The sequence below is a fragment of the Serratia sp. HRI genome (assembly GCF_010119335.3).
GTDB lineage: Bacteria > Pseudomonadota > Gammaproteobacteria > Enterobacterales > Enterobacteriaceae > Serratia > Serratia nevei.
The window spans coordinates 1312171-1328691 of the sequence record NZ_CP083690.1; the positions used below are offsets into that span (position 1 = coordinate 1312171).

The following is a 16521-nucleotide window of genomic DNA, read 5'->3' on the forward strand; positions in this document are numbered from 1 at the left end:
CTTACTCCTACAGGAACATCAGGAAATACAGCAGGAACACGTTAACCAACAGCAGCAGCACGCCGGTCGGCACCTGCGCCTTGATCACCGCATTCTTGTCCGGCAGCTCCAGCAACGCCGCCGGCACGATGTTGAAGTTCGCCGCCATCGGCGTCATCAGGGTGCCGCAATAGCCGGAAAACATGCCGATCGCCGCCATCACCGCCGGGTTGCCGCCGTGCTGCAACACCAGGATCGGAATGCCGATGCCGGCGGTAACGATCGGGAAAGCGGCGAAGGCGTTGCCCATCACCATGGTCAGCACCGCCATACCGATAGCGTAGACTGCCACAGCGATAAAGCGGTTATCGACCGCCAGATACTCCTGGGTCAAATGCGAGATCGCGGTGCCGACGCCGGCGACGGTAAACAGCAGCCCCAGCGTGGCGAGGATCTGCGGCAGAATGAACGCCCAGCCGATCGAATCCAGCAAGCGCCGCGCTTCCTGCACCGGCTGCAGCGCCTTCTCGTGGGTCATTTTCACCGCGATCGCCAGGCCAATCAGGCAGCCGACGGTCATCGAGAACAGGGTGATCAACGTCGCATGGTTGCCGCTGCCGAACACCGCGGTTTGCAACGCCGGCACGTTGTTGAACAACAGCACGCCGATCACCGTCACCACCGGGATCGCCAGGGCGGGGATAAACAGCTTGTTGCCCAGGCGCTTGGCGCTGGCCTCGCGCTCCTGCGGCGTCCGCTGGTGATAGCTGCCGAGGCGCACACCGCCAAAGCCGGCAATCAGGGCCATCACCACCACCACCCCGCCAACGATGATATGCAGCATGCGTTTTTCGTTGCTGCCCTCGCCCAGTACGTCGCCCAGCAGGCGGTAAGTCCAGTCGCCGACCAGGAACACCAGGCCGTACAGCCCCCAAAACAGCCCGGTGGTGATGCGGCGCGGGTTGGCGCGATCGCGGAAGGACATCACCGCCACAATCAGCAGCACCGCTGCCGGCCAGCCAGTAGAGATATTGTTGCTGGAAGTTCATCGTGCCTCCCCCTTCGCCTGCAGCGCCGCCTGATTCAGCTGCGCCAGCTCGGCGCTCAGCTGCTTATCCATCCGATACAGCCGCAACGCGTGGATCAGGAAAGCGAAAATCGCGGTCGGAATGCCCCACAGCGCGATATGCAGCGGCTCGGTCTGAATGCCGCCGGACTCCAGCATAAAGTTGTGCATGAAGATGATCGCGCCGAAGGCGACGAAGATATCTTCGCCGAAGAACAGCCCGACGTTGTCGGTCGCGGCCGACATGGCGCGCAGACGGTGGCGGGTGCGCTCCGGCAGCTCGCCGTAGCGGTTTTCCGTCGCTCCTTCCGCCATCGGCGCCAGCAGCGGCCGCACCATCTGCGGATGCCCGCCCAGGCTGGTCAGCCCCATCGCTGCAGTAATCTCGCGCACGAACAGGTATACGATCAGCAAACGGCCGGCGGTGGCGCTTTTGATCTTGGCGATCCACGCCTGCGCACGCTCTTTCAGCCCGTGGCGCTCCAGCAGGCCGATCACCGCCAGCGGCAGCAGCAGGATCAGCGGCAGGTTACGGGTGTTGAGAAAGCCCTCGCCGAGCTTTTCCAGAATGACATCCAGCGGCATCAGCGCCGCCAAACCGGTGATGATGCCGGCGGCGATCACCACCAGCACCGGGTTGAAACGCAATACAAACCCGACCACGATGGCGGCGATGCCAATCAGTGGCCAGAGATTCACGGCCTGTTCCATAGTCTTCCCTCGATATTTTCTAATAGTTTTTTGCTTGTGATGTTGTGTCTTGCTTTATTGCTTTATTGCTTTATTGCTTTACTGCTTTACTGCTTTACTGCTCCGCGCTGACGCGGATGCCCTGCTGAACAAAACTGTCCCGCAGCCTGCGCGCATACGCCAGCGCATGCTCGCCGTCCCCATGCAGGCAGACGGTTTCCGCCTGAACGGCAGTCCAGACGCCATCCACGCTGCGCACCCGGTGATGGCGCACCATCTCCAGCGTTTGCGCCAGCGCCTGTTCGTCATCGTCGATCAACGCCCCCGGCAAACCGCGCGGCACCAGCGTGCCGTCGGCCTGATAGCCGCGATCGGCGAATACCTCCTGCCGGGTGGTCAGACCGAGTTGTTCCCCGGCGCGAATCAGCTCGCTGCCGGCCAGCCCCACCAGCCGCAGCGCCGGATCAACCGCCTGCACCGCCCGGGCGATCGCTTCCGCCAGCGCCGGCTCAACCGCCGCCTGGTTGTACAGCATGCCATGCGGCTTAACGTGCACCATCACTCCGCCCTCGGCGCGGGCGATCGCCGCCAGCGCCCCGAGCTGATACACCACCTGCGCGTAGACCGTTTCCGGCGGCAGCTGCATGCGGGTGCGGCCGAAGTTCTCCCGATCGGGAAAACTCGGGTGAGCGCCGATCGCCACGCCGTACTGCAATGCCCAGCGCACCGACTGACGCATGGTCTGCGCATCGCCGGCGTGGAAGCCGCAGGCGATGTTGGCCGAACTCACCAATTGCAACAGCGCCTGGTCGTTGGCGCAGCCTTCGCCGAGATCGGCGTTTAAATCAACGATCATGTAACCCCCAGGCAATCTGTCGAAGGAAGAGATCCTGCTCGGCTTTGGCGCGCTGCGCCTCGGTCAGTGAGCAGAGAACGAAGTGGATCGGTTCGCCGAGACGGATCTGCGCCAAGTGGTAGAGATCGGCCTCGATCACGCAGGCGATACGCGGGTAACCGCCGGTGGTTTGCGCATCGGCCATCAGCACGATCGGCTGGCCGTTGTGCGGCACCTGCACCACGCCGGGCAGCAGGCCGTGCGACAGCATCTCTCGGTCGGTGGTGCGCTCCAGCGGCGTGCCGCCGTGCAGGCGGTAGCCCATGCGGTTGCTCTGCGGGCTGAGCTGCCAGGCGGTGCGCCAGAACGTGTCCTGCGCCTCTTCGCTGAACTCAGCGTACTCCGGCCCCGGCAGTGCGCGGATGCGGTTGGTGAACAGCAGCTGCTTCACGCCACAGCGGTGTTGCGGCAGCGCGTGGGATTTGCCCAGCGGCAGCCGATCGCCGTCCTTCAGATTACGGCCTTCGTGGCCGCCAAAGGCGGCTTTCATGTCGGTGCTGCACGAGCCCAGCATTTCCGGCACGGCGATGCCGCCCGAGATCGCCAGGTAGCTGCGCATGCCGCGTTTCGGCGTGCCCAGCGCCAGCCGCTGCCCCTTTTTCACCGGGTAGCGCCAGCCGGTCCACAGCGGCTTGCCGTCCAGCTGCGCGTCGCAGCCGGCGCCGGTCAGGGCGATCCAGCCAGGGCGGGTAAACTCGGCGCTGAACTGGCCGAGGGTGATCTCCAGCCCGGCGGCCTCCGGCGCATTGCCCACCAGCAGGTTGGCGATCTTCAACGCCGGTTGATCCAGCGCCCCGCCGGTGCTGATGCCCAGGCGTCGGAATCCCTCGCGGCCCAAATCCTGCACCGTGGTATAGATGCCGGCACGCAGAATAATCAGCATACGCCCTCCTTCTGCGGCACGAAGCGCACGTTATCGCCCGGGCGCAGCAGCGTCGGCGGCATTTCATGCGGATTGAACAGCGCCAGCGGCGTGCGGCCAATCAGCTGCCAGCCGCCGGGCGTCACCAGCGGATAGATGCCGGTCTGGCCGCCGCCGATGCCGACGGAGCCGGCCGCCACCGCCAGACGCGGCTCAGCGCGGCGCGGCGTCGCCAGCTGTTCCGGCATGCCGCCCAAATAGGAGAAACCCGGCTGAAAGCCGAGGAAATAGACCACGTAGGCCGCCGCCGCGTGGCATTCCACCACCTGCCGCGGCGTCATGCCGGTATGGCGCGCCACTTCATCCAGATCGGGGCCTTGCTCCCCGCCGTAGATCACCGGAATATCCACCTGACGCGATTCCGGCGTCAGGCTCTCTTTGCTTTCCCAACCTTGTTGCAACAATGCGAGCATCGCTTCGGCGTCGGCCTGCGGCGTATGCAGCAACAGCGTCAGGTTATTCATCCCCGGCACCACTTCCCGCACGTCGGGGTGGTGATTCAGCTTTTCCGCCAGCGCCCAGATGCGCTGCTGGCTCGGTAAGGTCACCGGCGGCGACAGTTCAAGCACTACCGCTCTTTCACCCAACAGGTAATAACGTGCTTGTTGCACCCTTATTCTCCTTATTATTATCGCGATGAAAAACACACCAGTTATGCGTGACGCGGCCCCGGCTGTCAATAGAACGCAACCATAAGGAAAATAAGGAAATAGCGCGGTAAAAGGATTCAGCCGGCGCACAGGCCGGGCTGGATCCGGGGAAGAAAAAAATCAGGCGGGATTCGGGATATCGATAAAGGTCACATCAAAGCCGTGGTGCTGCGCCAGCCAGTCGCCCAGCGCCTTCACGCCGCCGCGCTCGGTGGCGTGGTGGCCGGCGGCGAAGAAATGCACGCCCATTTCGCGCGCGCTGTGAATGGTCTGCTCAGACACTTCACCGCTGATGAACGCATCGACGCCGAAGCGCGCCGCGCTGTCGATAAAGCCCTGGCCGCCACCGGTGCACCAGGCCACCCGGCGAATGTGCTCAGGCGCGTTATCGCCGCAGTGCAGCACCGCGCGCCCCAGCCGGCTTTCGATTCGCTGCTGCAGCGCTTCGCCGGTCAGCGGCTGTTCAAATTCGCCGTGCGGCACCAGCGGCTCGACTTCGCCAATCACCCGAATGCCCAGCGCCTGCGCCAGCTGCGCGTTGTTGCCCAGCACCGGATGCGCGTCCAGCGGCAGGTGGTAGCCGTACAGGTTGATATCGTGGGTCAGCAGCGTTTTCAGGCGGTTGCGCTTCATGCCGCGCACCGCCGGCGCCTCGTTTTTCCAGAAATAGCCATGGTGCACGATAATCGCGTCGGCCTGATGCGCCACCGCGGCGTCCAGCAGCGCCTGACAGGCGGTGACGCCGGTCACGATACGCTGCACGTGCGGGCAGCCTTCTACCTGCAATCCGTTGGGGGCGTAGTCCTGAAACGCCGCGACGTTCAGTTCCGTGTTGATCAGTTGTTCCAGATCGAGGTTACGCATTCTCTTCTCTCTTCATAGTCAAAATGTCTGCCGGTCGCCCTGCGCCATCAGGATAAATTTCACGCCCAGATCGTTGCCCTGCGCCAGCTGTTGCGCAATGGCGGCGCGCGTGTCTTCGCCCTGTTTCAGGCTGGGCTTGATGTGGCTGATCACCACCGGCAAACCGTTCAGCGAGCCATCGCCGCCGCTGTACTGCGTCAGGTTCTTCAGCTCCTTCAGCAGCCAAGCCGGCGTCAAATGACCGTACAGATGTTTATCCTCCACCCCGTTAGGGTAAGAGGTTTCGATAATCATGCCCTTGAGCTTCTTCTGCTCGACAAGCGGCCCCAGCGCGCGCCAGACGGTATCGAGATCGCGCGACTGCTCCACCTTATCCGGCCCGGTATCGCCGAAGTAGGCGAAGAACTCGTTGCCGTTGGAAATCAGCAGCATCGACGACGGATAGCGATCGTGGCTGAGCGGGTACATCACGCCGGTCAATCCGGTCAGGCCGAGGGTAAACCGCTGCTGCGGCCGCACCGTTTGCAGCCGGTAGGTGCCCAGCCGCGAGCCGTTGCCGGCGTCGGTAAAGTTCGGCCACGCCTTCCAGTTGAAGTAGTGATTACGCAGGGTCAGTACCGTGTCCGCCTGGGCGTAAACGGTTTTTTTATTGTCCTCGGGTGAGCCGACGATCAGCCCCGCCACGTGGTCCAGGTGGCCGTGGCTGATAAAGTAGCTGCCGATCAACTGCCGGAACACATAGCCCTGCGGCGTGTAAGGCGCGGCCAGCTCGGGCGTCACCTGCGGGAAGCTGCCCTTCTCCAGCCCTTTGGCGATGCCCGGCAGCAGCGAACCGGCGTCCAGCGCCACATACCGCGGCTGATTGTCGCTGCGGATCAGGTAGGAGGTCAGATTCCCGTCGCTGACGCCGCCGTCGACGCCGAGCGCCACCACGTCAAAGCCGGCGATCGCCAGCGCCGAATAGCCGCTCAGGCACAGGGCCAGCACCTTTTTCATCATTGCGTCGCTCCTTGCAGTTGCCTCAAGACTCTCCCCGTTTTGCCGCCTCGAACGCCGCCAGCGTCTCCAGCCGGGCTTGCTTATGGTCGACGATCGGCAGCGGGTAGTTCAGCGTGCATCGCTGCTTTTCCGCCCAGCGATGGGGATGATGGATGTCATTGTCGGGCACATCCGCCAGTTCCGGCAACCATTTACGGATAAAAGTGCCTTGTGGATCAAAACGTTCACCCTGAGTCGTCGGGTTGAAGATGCGGAAATACGGCGCGGCGTCGGTGCCGGTGGAGGCCGCCCACTGCCAGCCGCCGTTGTTGGCCGCCAGATCCCCATCCAGCAGTTGCGACATGAAATAGCGCTCCCCGGCGCGCCAGTCGATCAGCAGATCCTTCACCAGAAAACTGGCGCTGATCATGCGCAGCCGGTTGTGCATCCAGCCGGTGGCGTTGAGCTGGCGCATGGCGGCATCGACGATCGGGTAGCCGGTCTCGCCCCGCTGCCAGGCCTGCAGCTTCGCCGCGTCATCGCACCAGCGCACCTTGTCCGTCCAGGCAATAAACGGCTGATGGCGGCACAGATCGGGATAGGCCACCAGCAGATGGCGATAGAACTCGCGCCAAATCAGCTCGTTGAGCCAGGCGAAGGCACCGCTTTCGCGATCTTCCAGCAGCTGCGGGCATTCGGCGCGCAGGCGATTGAAGCACTGGCGCGGCGACAGCACGCCGATCGCCAGATAGGGCGACAGGCTACTGGTGCCGGCGAGGGCCGGCAGATCGCGCTGCCGGAGGTAATCCTGCACCTGCTCGCGGCAAAAGGCGCGCAGCCGCTGCAACGCGGCCTCCTCACCGGCGGGATAGCCTTCCCCGATGTCTGCCACGGGATAATCGAACGCCACCGGCGCTTCAGGCATGGGTAACGCACCACCGGCGCGGATCTTCGGCGCCGGCAGGCAACTCACGTCGGACTCGGTCAGGCGTTGAAGAAAGGCGTTGCGAAACGGCGTATAGACCTTGTACATCTCGCCGCCGCCGGTGAGCACGCTGCCCGGCGGCAACAGCAGGCTGTCATCGAAACCGTGGCACCTCACCCGGCCACTCAACCGCTGTTCCAGCCGCGCATCGCGCCGCCGTTCGTTCAGTTCGTATTGGCGATTGTAAAACAGCGCATCCACCTGCTCCCGCTCACAATAGTCCGACAGCCAATCAATCGACGCGGCAAAGTCCGCACAGGAATGGCAATGCAGCGCAATGCCCTTGTGCGCCAGCGCCTGCTGCACCGCCTGCAGGCTGGCGTGGATCAGCGCCGCCTGCCGCGGCGCCATCTCATGTTGCCGCCACTGCTGCGGCGTGGCGATAAACACCGCCAGCACCCGGGCTTCGGGATCGCTGCAGGCCGCCTGCAGCGCTTTGTTGTCGGTGATACGCAGATCGTTACGCAACCAGACCAGATGCGTGGTCATAAAACTCCTTGTCAATCAATGGCCGTAACGCAAACGCAGCGCCTCCGGATAAGGTTCGAAATAGCGTTGTTCCGCCAGATAGCGATCGGGGTATTCCGCCATGTAATGCTTGAGCAAGGCGATCGGCGCCAACAGCGGCTGCATGCCCTGCCGGTAGCGGTCGATCAGGTGCGCCAACTCCTGGCGCTGCGCCGTACTGAGCTGACGGCGGAAGTAGCCCTGCACGTGCATCAGCACATTGGTGTGGTTGCGGCGCGTTGCCTTGTGCGCCAACAGCGCCATCAGGCGGCTGCGGTATTCCACGGCGAAGGCCTCCAGCGAGTCCCAGCGGTGAATATCGGCGACGAAGCGCCCCAGCTCCCGATACACCGGCTGCGAATGCGCCAGCAGCGACAGCTTATAGCGGCTGTGAAACGCGATCAGCCCGCCGCGGGTCAGCCCCTGACGCCACAGCATGTTCAGCTCGTACAGCGCGTATACCCGTTCAATGAAGTTTTCCCGCAGTGCCGCGTCCTGCAATCGTCCATCCTCTTCCACCGGCAGCCACGGCATCTGGCGCAGCAGTTCGGCGGTAAACAGACCGACGCCGTTTTTACGCGAGTCCTTGCCGTTTTCGCTGTAGACCCGCACCCGCTCCAGGCCGCAGCTCGGTGACTTGGCGCAGACGATATAGCCGCACAGATGCTGCAAGGCCGCCACGCGCTGCGCGGAGAAGCCGCGCATCTCCTCGGTAAGATCCACGCCGGCGTCGTTGCTGTAGCGCATCGCCGGCCACGGCTGCGCCTGCTTCACCAGGCGCAGCGCCGGGCGCGGCGTGGGCAGGCCGATCGCCATTTCCGGGCAAACGGGCTCAAAGCGCACATAGGGTGCCAACTGTTCCACCGCAAAGGCCAGCCGCTTGTGGCCGCCGTCGAAACGCACCGCCTCGCCCAGTAAACAGGCGCTGATACCGATAGGGATCTTGTCGCTCATATCGCTCTCCCGTGTTGTTGGCCGATGAGGAAAGTGTAGAAGAATGGCTTGCCGAATACGACCTTGCGCTTGATAGGGGCGGCTATAGGCATAAAAAAACCCCCGCCGCAGGGCGAGGGTTTTTCGTGAATCGGCAGTGGCTCAGTAGAAATCGCAGGACGCCAGTTCCGCCTGCTGCAGCCAGACCGGCTTATCGCTGGTTTTTGACCAGACGCGGTGCAGGTAGCTGTAAAAACGCCCGCGGTCGCTGCGGAACAGCATCACCGGCAGGGCCAAAATGCCCGCGATAACCACTGCGCTGCGGCGCAGGAGAATCCGATGCAGTGAATAAGCGTGATAGGTAGTAGACATGCGAACCTCCTTAAAAACGCCTGCCGTTGATTTGTCAGGGAAAACGGCGTCGGCGTATCAAATGAACAATCGGTAATTTGGTAACTGGGCAAAATTTTAGCGCACTTGATGAAATTTTACTACTCATCCGACCACTAAATCGCACAAAAAATCGCTAATCGCCGCAGCGATCCGTAATTTTGTTACAGTCAGGTTAATTTTTAACTTACCATTGGTTACATTGTGGTTATTATCCGGGTGGTTATTTCCCGCTTACGCCCGTTCTCCCTCCCCCATCAGGGGCAATCTCGCCACCGGCCTGATGGTTGAAGCGCTGAATTTCCGCTGAAATTTCAGCCATTTTTATACTTTTTTTACACCCACCCGCGCGATTTTTTCATCTTCTTTCTACCCCTCTCCCTACACTGCCTCTATCAAAAACAACACCTCTGGAGGTGTCCCGTGAGTTTCAGCGTTATTGGTGGTGCGCTGTTGGTTCTGCTGCTGTTGGCCTATTTGGTCTACGCCCTGTTTAACGCGGAGGATTTCTGATGGCGGCTTCAGCCTTTTTACTGATCGCCAGCTTCCTGCTGGTGCTTCTGCTGCTGGCCCGGCCGCTGGGCGGCTTTATGGCGCGCCTGATCGAGGGTGAGCCGCTGCCTGCGCTGCGCGGGGTGGAAGCCGGCGTCTGGCGCGCCTGCGGCATTCGCGCTACCGAAATGAACTGGTGGCAGTACGCGCTGGCGATCCTGGCGTTCAACCTGCTCGGCCTGGCGCTACTGTTCGCCCTGCTGATGACGCAGGGCTCGCTGCCGCTCAACCCGCAAGGCTTCCCGGGCCTCTCCTGGGATCTGGCGCTCAACACCGCCGTCAGCTTCGTCACCAACACCAACTGGCAGGCCTACAGCGGCGAAAGCGCCCTCAGCTATTTCAGCCAGATGGCCGGGCTGGCGGTGCAGAACTTCGTCTCCGCCTCCACCGGCATCGCCGTGGCCTTTGCGCTGATCCGCGCCTTTACCCGCCGCGCCGGCAACACCGTCGGCAACGCCTGGGCCGATCTGTTCCGCATCACGCTGTATGTGCTGCTGCCGATCGCGCTGCTGATCGCCCTGTTCTTCGTCAGCCAAGGCACGCTGCAAAACTTCCTGCCTTACCTGCACGTCACCACGCTCGAAGGCGCGCAGCAGACGCTGCCGATGGGGCCGGTCGCCTCGCAGGAAGCGATCAAGATGCTTGGCACCAACGGCGGCGGCTTCTTCGGCGCCAACTCGGCGCACCCGTTCGAGAACCCAACCGTGCTGACCAACTTCGTGCAGATGCTGGCCATCTTCCTGATCCCCTGCGCGCTGTGCTTCTCCTTCGGCCAGTTGGCCGGTGAAAACCGCCAGGGCCATGCACTGATCTGGGCAATGGCGCTGATCTTCGTGGTAGCAGTGGTGGTGGTGATGTACGCCGAACTGGCGGGCAACCCGCACCTGAGCGCGCTGGGCGCCGACAGCAACATCAATATGGAGGGCAAAGAGTCGCGCTTCGGCATTCTTGCCACCAGCCTGTTCTCGGTGGTGACCACCGCCGCGTCCTGCGGGGCGGTTAACGCCATGCACGACTCTTTCACCGCGCTGGGTGGCATGGTGCCGATGTGGCTGATGCAGATCGGTGAGGTGGTGTTCGGCGGCGTCGGCTCCGGCCTGTACGGCATGCTGCTGTTCGTGCTGCTGACGGTGTTTATCGCCGGTCTGATGATCGGCCGCACCCCGGAATATCTGGGCAAGAAAATCGACGTTTACGACATGAAGATGACCGCGCTGGCGATCCTGGTCACGCCGACGCTGGTGTTGCTGGGCAGCGCGCTGGCCATCGGCACCGACGCGGGCCGCGCCGGCATCCTCAACCCGGGCGCCCACGGCTTCAGCGAAGTGCTGTATGCCCTGTCCTCCGCCGCCAACAACAACGGCAGCGCCTTCGCCGGGTTGAGCGTCAATACGCCGTTCTACAACCTGCTGTTGGCCTTCGCCATGTTTGTCGGCCGCTTCGGGGTGATCCTGCCGGTGCTGGCGATCGCCGGTTCGCTGAGCGCCAAACAACGCCAACCGGCGGGCAACGGCACCCTGCCGACCTATGGGCCGCTGTTTATCGGCCTGCTGATCGGCACCGTGTTGCTGGTGGGCGCGCTGACCTTCGTGCCGGCGCTGGCGCTGGGCCCGGTGGCCGAGCATTTGCAGCTTTGGTTGGCAAACTAACAGACGTCACAGAGAGAGAATAAGAGATGACTCGCAAACAACGCGCGCTGTTTGAACCGGCCCTGGTGCGCACCGCGCTGATCGATGCGGTGAAAAAACTGGACCCTCGCGTTCAATGGCGCAACCCGGTGATGTTCGTGGTGTATATCGGCAGCATTCTGACCACCGCCATCTGGCTGGCGATCCTCACCGGCCAAACCGACGGCGCCGCCGCCTTTACCGGCAGCGTCTCCCTGTGGCTGTGGTTCACCGTGCTGTTCGCCAACTTCGCGGAAGCGCTGGCCGAAGGGCGCAGCAAGGCCCAGGCGGAAAGCCTGAAGGGCACCAAGAAAACCAGCTGGGCGAAAAAACTGGCCGGCCCGCGCCGCGACGGCGCCACGGAGAAAGTGGCCGCCGAAAGCCTGCGCAAGGGCGATATCGTGCTGGTGGAAGCCGGCGACACCATCCCGTGCGACGGCGAAGTGCTGGAAGGCGGCGCCTCGGTAGATGAAAGCGCCATCACCGGTGAGTCCGCGCCGGTGATCCGCGAGTCCGGCGGCGACTTCTCCTCGGTCACCGGCGGCACCCGCGTGCTGTCCGACTGGCTGGTGGTGCAGTGCAGCGTCAACCCGGGGGAAACCTTCCTCGATCGCATGATCGCCATGGTGGAAGGCGCCAAACGCCGCAAAACGCCGAATGAGATCGCACTGACTATCCTGCTGGTGGCGCTGACCATCGTGTTCGTCCTGGCCACCGCCACCCTGTTCCCGTTCTCGCAATACAGCGTGGAAGCGGCCGGCAGCGGCAGCGTGGTCACCATCACCGTGCTGGTCGCGCTGCTGGTCTGTCTGATCCCCACCACCATCGGTGGCCTGCTGTCCGCCATCGGCGTGGCCGGGATGAGCCGCATGCTCGGCGCCAACGTGATCGCCACCAGCGGCCGCGCGGTGGAAGCCGCCGGCGACGTGGACGTGCTGCTGCTGGATAAAACCGGCACCATCACGCTGGGCAACCGCCAGGCTTCGGAGTTCCTGCCGGCGCCGGGCGTGAAAGAGCAAGAGCTGGCGGATGCCGCGCAGCTGGCCTCGCTGGCGGACGAAACGCCGGAAGGCCGCAGCATCGTGGTGTTGGCCAAACAGCGATTCAACCTGCGCGAACGCGATCTGCAGGCGCTGAACGCCACCTTCGTGCCCTTCTCCGCCCAGACCCGCATGAGCGGCGTCAACGTGCAGGAGCGCATGATCCGCAAAGGCGCAGTGGATGCCATTCGCCGTCACGTCGAATCCAATCAGGGGCACTTCCCGCGGGCGGTGGACGATCTGGTGGAAAGCGTGGCGCGCACCGGCGGTACACCGCTGGTGGTGGCGGAAGGCGCCCGGGTGCTGGGCGTGGTAGCGCTGAAGGATATCGTCAAGGGCGGCATCAAGGAACGCTTCAATGAGCTGCGCAAGATGGGCATCAAAACGGTGATGATCACCGGCGATAACCCGCTGACCGCGGCGGCGATCGCCGCCGAAGCCGGGGTGGACGACTTCCTGTCGGAAGCCACGCCGGAAGCCAAGCTGGCGCTGATCCGCCAGTACCAGGCGGAAGGCCGCCTGGTGGCGATGACCGGCGACGGCACCAACGACGCCCCGGCGCTGGCGCAGGCCGATGTGGCGGTGGCGATGAACTCCGGCACCCAGGCCGCCAAAGAGGCAGGCAACATGGTCGATCTGGATTCCAACCCGACCAAGCTGATCGAAGTGGTGCACATCGGCAAACAGATGCTGATGACGCGCGGCTCGCTGACCACCTTCAGCATCGCCAACGACGTGGCCAAATACTTTGCCATCATTCCGGCGGCGTTCGCGGCCACCTATCCGCAGCTGAACGCGCTGAACGTGATGCATCTGCATTCCCCGGCCTCCGCCATCATGTCGGCGGTGATCTTCAACGCCCTGGTGATCGTGTTCCTGATCCCGCTGGCGTTGAAAGGGGTGAGCTACAAACCGATGAGCGCCGCGGCCCTGCTGCGCCGCAACCTGTGGCTGTACGGGGTCGGCGGCCTGCTGGTGCCGTTCGTCGGCATCAAACTGATCGACCTGATCCTGGTCGCGCTGCACGTCGCCGGTTAACCATTGAGGGAAATGAACATGACTTATTTACGACCTGCGCTGGTGATGCTGATCCTGCTGACGCTGATCACCGGCATCGCCTATCCCCTGCTGACCACCGGGTTGGCGCAGCTGCTGTTTCCGGGTGCGGCCAACGGTTCGCTGCTGTACCGGGGCGACAAGGCGGTCGGCTCCGCGCTGATCGGCCAGAACTTCACGCGCGCCGACTATTTCTGGGGCCGCCCATCGGCCACCGGCGATTCAGCCTATAATCCACTGGCCTCTGCCGGCAGCAACCTGGCGGCAACCAACCCGGCGTTGGATAAGGCTATCGCCGAGCGCGCAGCACAGCTGCGCCAGGCCAACCCTGCGATGAGCGGCCCGATCCCGGTCGATCTGCTGACCGCCTCCGGCAGCGGATTGGATCCGCAGATCTCGATCGCCGCCGCACAGTATCAGCTGGCACGGGTCGCGGCGGCGCGGCATCTGCCGCCGGAACAGATAGCCAAACTGATCGAAGACAACACCGATCGGGCCACGCCCAACTTCATGGGGGAATCGGTGGTGAACGTACTGAAGCTGAACCTGGCGCTGGATGCGTTGAAGTAACGCGCCGTATTCAGCATAGTGATAGGGTTCGGCATGCCGAACCCCTTTTTGCTTGGTAACACAAGGAATTGTCATGGTCGAAGAAGAGCAGCAGCGCCCCGATCCCGATAGCCTGCTGGCGATGGCCAATGAAAAACCGCGCGGCCGATTGAAGGTATTCTTCGGTGCCTGCGCCGGCGTCGGCAAAACCTACGCCATGCTGCAGGAAGCCCAGCGTTTGCGCGCTCAGGGGCTGGACGTGCTGGTCGGCGTGGTGGAAACCCACGGCCGCAGCGAGACCGCCGCCCTGCTCGACGGCCTGACGCTGCTGCCGCAAAAACGCATCCAGCATCGCGGCCGGCTGGTGCATGAATTCGATCTCGACGCCGCGCTGGCGCGCCACCCGGCGCTGGTGTTGATGGATGAACTGGCGCACAGCAACGCTCACGGTTCGCGCCACCCCAAACGCTGGCAGGATGTGGAAGAGCTGCTGGATGCCGGCATCGACGTGCTGACAACCGTCAACGTACAGCATCTGGAAAGCCTGAACGACGTAGTGGGCGGCGTGACCGGCGTGCGGGTGCGCGAAACGGTGCCCGACCACGTGTTTGACGAGGCCAGCGAAGTGGTGCTGGTCGATCTGCCGCCGGACGATCTGCGCCGGCGGCTGCACGAAGGCAAAGTGTATATTCCCGGCCAGGCCGAGCGCGCCATTGAGCACTTCTTCCGCAAAGGCAACCTGATCGCCCTGCGCGAGCTGGCGCTGCGCCGCACCGCCGATCGGGTCGATGACCAGATGCGCGAGTTTCGCGACACCCAGGGGCGCGAGAAAGTGTGGCACACCCGCGACAGCATTCTGCTGTGCGTCGGCCACAACAGCGGCAACGAAAAGCTGGTGCGCATCGCCGCCCGGCTGGCGGCGCGGCTCGGCTGCCACTGGCATGCGGTCTATGTGGAAACCCCCAAGCTGCACCGGCTGCCGGAAAACCAGCGCCGCGCCATTCTGCGCGCGCTGCGGCTGGCGCAGGAACTGGGAGCAGAAACCGCCACGCTGGCCGATCCTTCCGAAGAGCGCGCGGTGCTGCGCTACGCCCGCGAGCATAACCTCGGCAAAATCATCATCGGCCGCCGCAGCGAGCAGCGCTGGAAGCTGCGCGGCAGCTTCGCCGATCGCCTCGGCCGGCTGGGGCCGGATCTCGATCTGGTGATCGTGGCGCTGGAGAGCGACACCGCACAACCGCCGCCGGGCAAGGAGCACGACGGCCGCAGCTTCAATGATAAATGGCGCATGCAGCTGCGCGGTTGCGCGGTCGCGGTGGCGCTGTGCGCGCTGATTACCCTGCTCTCGCAGTGGCTGCTGCCGGGCTTCGATCAGGCCAACCTGGTGATGGTCTATCTGCTCGGCGTGGCGATCGTCGCGCTGTTCTTCGGCCGCTGGCCGTCGGTGCTGGCGGCGGTGATCAACGTCGCCAGTTTCGATCTGTTCTTCGTCCAGCCCGAATGGTCGTTCGCCGTCAGCGACATGCAGTACCTGTTGACCTTCGGCGTGATGCTCGCCGTCGGCATCATCATCGGTAACCTGACCGCCGGAGTGCGTTATCAGGCCCGGGTGGCGCGCTACCGCGAGCAGCGGGCGCGTCACCTGTACGAAATGTCGCGCGGGCTGAGCCGCGCGCTGACCGTGGCCGACATCGCCAACACCAGCCGCCACTTCCTCTCCAGCAGTTTCCAGGCGAAAACCGTGCTGCTGCTGCCGCAGGAAGACGGCCGCCTGCAACAGATGGTCGGCGAGGAAGGCGGGCTGCTGTCGGTAGACGAGGCTATCGCACGCTGGAGCTTCGACAAAGGCCTGCCGGCCGGCGCCGGCACCGACACCCTGCCCGGCGTGCCTTACCAGCTGCTGCCGCTCAATACCCCCAAGCAGACCTTCGGCCTGCTGGCGATCGAGCCCAATAACCTGCGCCAGCTGATGGTGCCGGAACAGCAGCGGCTGTTGCAGACCTTCGCGGTGCTGATCGCCAGCGCGCTGGAGCGGCTGCACCTGGCGCGCAGCGCCGAAGAAGCCAAGCTGGACGCCGAGCGCGAACAGCTGCGCAACTCGCTGCTGGCGGCGCTGTCGCACGATCTGCGCACGCCGCTGACGGTGCTGTTCGGCCAGGCGGAAATTCTCACGCTGGACCTGGCGGCCGAAGGTTCCAATCACGCCACCCAGGCCAGCCAGATCCGCCAGCAGGTGCTGAGCACCACCCGGCTGGTGAACAACCTGCTGGATATGGCGCGCATCCAGTCCGGCGGTTTCAGCCTGCGCAAAGAGTGGCAGTCGCTGGAAGAGATCGTCGGCGCCTCGCTGCACATGCTGGAGCCGCTGCTCAGCCAGCATCCGATCGTGGTCGAGCTGCCGCCGGAACAGATCCTGGTGAACTGCGACGGCAGCCTGCTGGAGCGGGTGTTCACCAACCTGTTGGAAAACGCCAATAAATACGCCGGCACCGAGGCCACCATCGGCATTCGCGCGCGCACGCTGCCCGAGTGGCTGGAAGTCGAGGTCTGGGATAACGGCCCCGGCATCCCCGCCGATCAGCTGCAGCTGATTTTCGACAAGTTTTCACGCGGCAATAAAGAGTCGGCAATCCCCGGCGTCGGCTTGGGGTTAGCGATTTGCCGTGCCATTATTGAAGTGCATGATGGCCGCATCTGGGCGGAAAACGGCGCCAACGGCGGTGCCAGCTTCCGCTTCGTGCTGCCGCTGGAAAAACCGCCCGAGATCGACGGCGACGCCTTCGATCTGTAATCAACGC

The 16521-nt window shown here is 63.7% G+C and carries 14 protein-coding genes and 1 pseudogene; 5 read left to right on the top strand and 10 right to left on the bottom strand.

The genetic code is table 11. The annotated features are described in order from the left end of the window. Positions 1-7: 7 nt before the first annotated feature. From GF111_RS06410 to GF111_RS06455, 10 genes and pseudogenes are all read right to left on the bottom strand, one after another. A pseudogene (locus tag GF111_RS06410) lies at positions 8-1028 on the bottom strand (DUF979 domain-containing protein). Beyond that, positions 1025-1756, bottom strand: coding sequence for a DUF969 domain-containing protein (locus tag GF111_RS06415; RefSeq protein ID WP_038877524.1), 732 nt, complete (start codon positions 1754-1756; stop codon positions 1025-1027). The pseudogene GF111_RS06410 and the gene GF111_RS06415 overlap by 4 nt, the downstream one beginning before the upstream one ends. Positions 1757-1850: 94 nt before the next feature. Continuing rightward, positions 1851-2591: a 5-oxoprolinase subunit PxpA gene (gene pxpA, locus GF111_RS06420; protein ID WP_038877521.1), complete on the bottom strand. Its 741-nt coding sequence runs from the start codon at positions 2589-2591 to the stop codon at positions 1851-1853. Continuing rightward, positions 2581-3513 (bottom strand): 5-oxoprolinase subunit PxpC, encoded by a 933-nt coding sequence (gene pxpC / locus GF111_RS06425; RefSeq protein WP_038877519.1) that lies wholly within the window; start codon positions 3511-3513, stop codon positions 2581-2583. Before pxpC ends, pxpA begins: the two co-directional genes overlap by 11 nt. After that, complete coding sequence (gene pxpB / locus GF111_RS06430; protein ID WP_147191174.1) at positions 3507-4163, bottom strand: 5-oxoprolinase subunit PxpB; 657 nt, start codon at positions 4161-4163, stop codon at positions 3507-3509. Before pxpB ends, pxpC begins: the two co-directional genes overlap by 7 nt. Before the next feature lie 159 nt (positions 4164-4322). Continuing rightward, positions 4323-5066, bottom strand: coding sequence for a type 2 GTP cyclohydrolase I (locus GF111_RS06435; protein WP_038877518.1), 744 nt, complete (start codon positions 5064-5066; stop codon positions 4323-4325). Positions 5067-5084: 18 nt separating this feature from the next. Continuing rightward, positions 5085-6065, bottom strand: a complete 981-nt coding sequence (locus GF111_RS06440; RefSeq protein ID WP_038877517.1) for an MBL fold metallo-hydrolase — start codon at positions 6063-6065, stop codon at positions 5085-5087. A 22-nt stretch (positions 6066-6087) separates the two neighbouring features. Next, positions 6088-7518: a deoxyribodipyrimidine photo-lyase gene (gene phrB / locus GF111_RS06445; protein WP_147191176.1), complete on the bottom strand. Its 1431-nt coding sequence runs from the start codon at positions 7516-7518 to the stop codon at positions 6088-6090. Between the two features lie 15 nt (positions 7519-7533). Continuing rightward, positions 7534-8490, bottom strand: a complete 957-nt coding sequence (locus GF111_RS06450; RefSeq protein ID WP_147191178.1) for a DUF523 and DUF1722 domain-containing protein — start codon at positions 8488-8490, stop codon at positions 7534-7536. A gap of 141 nt (positions 8491-8631) precedes the next feature. After that, the gene (locus GF111_RS06455) at positions 8632-8841 is read right to left on the bottom strand and encodes a YbfA family protein (protein WP_004939916.1); all 210 of its coding nucleotides are present in this window, start codon (positions 8839-8841) and stop codon (positions 8632-8634) included. Between the two features lie 441 nt (positions 8842-9282). Between GF111_RS06455 and GF111_RS06460 the strand changes: the two genes are divergently transcribed. The 5 genes from GF111_RS06460 (at position 9283) to kdpD (ending at position 16514) form a co-directional block, all read left to right on the top strand. Further along, positions 9283-9372 (top strand): K(+)-transporting ATPase subunit F, encoded by a 90-nt coding sequence (locus GF111_RS06460; RefSeq protein ID WP_016928742.1) that lies wholly within the window; start codon positions 9283-9285, stop codon positions 9370-9372. Beyond that, positions 9372-11060: a potassium-transporting ATPase subunit KdpA gene (gene kdpA / locus GF111_RS06465; protein WP_038877511.1), complete on the top strand. Its 1689-nt coding sequence runs from the start codon at positions 9372-9374 to the stop codon at positions 11058-11060. The genes GF111_RS06460 and kdpA overlap by 1 nt, the downstream gene beginning before the upstream one ends. 26 nt (positions 11061-11086) lie before the next feature. Then, positions 11087-13156: a potassium-transporting ATPase subunit KdpB gene (kdpB, locus tag GF111_RS06470; protein ID WP_047728494.1), complete on the top strand. Its 2070-nt coding sequence runs from the start codon at positions 11087-11089 to the stop codon at positions 13154-13156. Positions 13157-13174: 18 nt separating this feature from the next. After that, complete coding sequence (gene kdpC, locus GF111_RS06475) at positions 13175-13744, top strand: potassium-transporting ATPase subunit KdpC (RefSeq protein ID WP_055311935.1); 570 nt, start codon at positions 13175-13177, stop codon at positions 13742-13744. A gap of 73 nt (positions 13745-13817) precedes the next feature. Next, the gene (gene kdpD / locus GF111_RS06480; protein ID WP_047728496.1) at positions 13818-16514 is read left to right on the top strand and encodes a two-component system sensor histidine kinase KdpD; all 2697 of its coding nucleotides are present in this window, start codon (positions 13818-13820) and stop codon (positions 16512-16514) included. Positions 16515-16521 lie beyond the last annotated feature (7 nt).